2 protein-coding genes are annotated in these 1,645 nt (G+C 58.5%); both read right to left on the bottom strand.

The genetic code is table 11. The annotated features are described in order from the left end of the window. Nucleotides 1-32 precede the first annotated feature (32 nt). Complete coding sequence (locus tag ACVBEF_RS21105) at nucleotides 33-1,094, bottom strand: nitronate monooxygenase (protein WP_447125858.1); 1,062 nt, start codon at nucleotides 1,092-1,094, stop codon at nucleotides 33-35. A gap of 46 nt (nucleotides 1,095-1,140) precedes the next feature. Continuing rightward, entirely contained in the window at nucleotides 1,141-1,575 is a 435-nt protein-coding gene (locus ACVBEF_RS21100; protein WP_447125857.1) for a Bug family tripartite tricarboxylate transporter substrate binding protein, read from the bottom strand. Nucleotides 1,576-1,645 lie beyond the last annotated feature (70 nt).

Raw genomic sequence — 1,645 nt, 5'->3', positions numbered from 1 at the left:
GCAGTCGGTGATAGCTTCTCTAAGCGCCCGGTTCATCGAGCACGAATCGATCTTTCTTCATTCATCATCCCCACCACCTGCCCCACCGGAAATGAATACAAATCACGACGCTTGGCGCGCACTACGCGGGCGTGGGCTTCGTTATAGAGAATGCCTTGCAACGGCGTCGGCAAATACGCAGGCGCACCGGGTTGCTCCCAGGCTTCGGATAACACACTCTTGATCATGCGCACCGGTTTGCCGGTGCGGGCGCGGCGGCGTACTGCGTCTTCGGTACGGGTGGCGAATAAGACTTCTTTCTCAAAAGGATCAAGCTCGCTTTCACGCGTGCCGAGCCAAAGGCTGCCGCACCAGACGCCTTGCGCACCGAGTGCCAGTGCCGCTGCGATCTGACTACCTTTGGCGATGCCACCGGCAGCCAGTACGACGACGTCGTCGCCGCACGCATCAACTACTTGTGGCACCAATACCATCGTGGCGATATCGCCCGTGTGTCCACCGGCTTCGGTGCCTTGCGCGACGATGAGCTCAACCCCGGCGGCGCGATGGCGCGCAGCATGCTCGCCCTTGCCGCACATGGCACCCACCATGACCTTGCGCTCGCGCAATTCGGCAACGATATCGGGCGGCGGCGAACCGAGCGCGCTCACCACTAGCTTGACTTGCGGATGCGCCAGCGCGACACGCAACAAGCGCCGTGCCCCATCGGGCGTCATGTTGCCGCGACCGTTGACGATGGCGGCGTGTATGCGTTCGCGCTCATCCTCTGGTAGCGGCGGGACCCCAGCGTCGTCAAGAATTTTATCCAGAAAAGCGCGATGCTCATCGGGAATCAATTGCTCCAAATCTTGCGTACTGGCCTCGGATTGTTTGTCGTAACGCACAGGAATGATGACATCGACGCCATACGGACGGCCGCCTGTGTGCTGATCGATCCAACAGAGTTCGGTTTCGAGCTGCTCCGGCGAAAAAGTCGATGCGCCGAGGACCCCAAAGCCACCAGCCTTAGTGACTTCGACCACCACATCGCGGCAATGAGAAAAGGCGAAGATCGGCAATTCACAGCCGAGTTTGATGCAAATAGGGGTACGCATGATTTCCTTGGGGAGACAAATTCAGTTCTAAAGACCACTACTGTCGTTACAGCGCAATACCGAGTTTTTTAACCAGCGGAGTCCAGCGTGCGACTTCAGCGGCGACAAAAGCCTGAGCCTGGGCAGGACTGGTTTTCAGCACCGGCTCTATCCCTAGTTGCAACAATTGCGCTTGAATCGCGGGACGTGCCATGGCGCGGCCAACGGCTTGCGAAATCGGGTCGATGACCTCACGCGGCGTACCTAACGGGGCTGCTAACAAGTTCGCCGTACCGGCGATCAAATCGTAACCAGCTTCACGCGCGGTAGGAGTATCCGGGATATTTCTTTCACGCACTTCGGCCATCGTGGTGATGATGCGTAGCTTGCCGGATTTGTGATACGGCAAGAGCGTGCCGGAGGTCTCCACCACAAACTGGACATCGCCTGCGAGCGCGCCGACGATTGCGCCACCGCTGCCGTTATAGGCAATATCGGCCACGTCGATACCGGCAATTGATTATCGATTCGTGCTCGATGAACCGGGCGCTTAGAGAAGCTATCACCGACTG

Source organism: Glaciimonas sp. GG7 (genome assembly GCF_052976905.1).
This window is presented reverse-complemented; position numbering and strand designations above follow the sequence as displayed.

Bases quoted from the DNA above. Each gene is read 5' to 3' on its own strand.
- ACVBEF_RS21105 (WP_447125858.1), bottom strand. From the start codon at position 1,094: ATGCGTACCCCTATTTGCATCAAACTCGGCTGTGAATTGCCGATCTTC.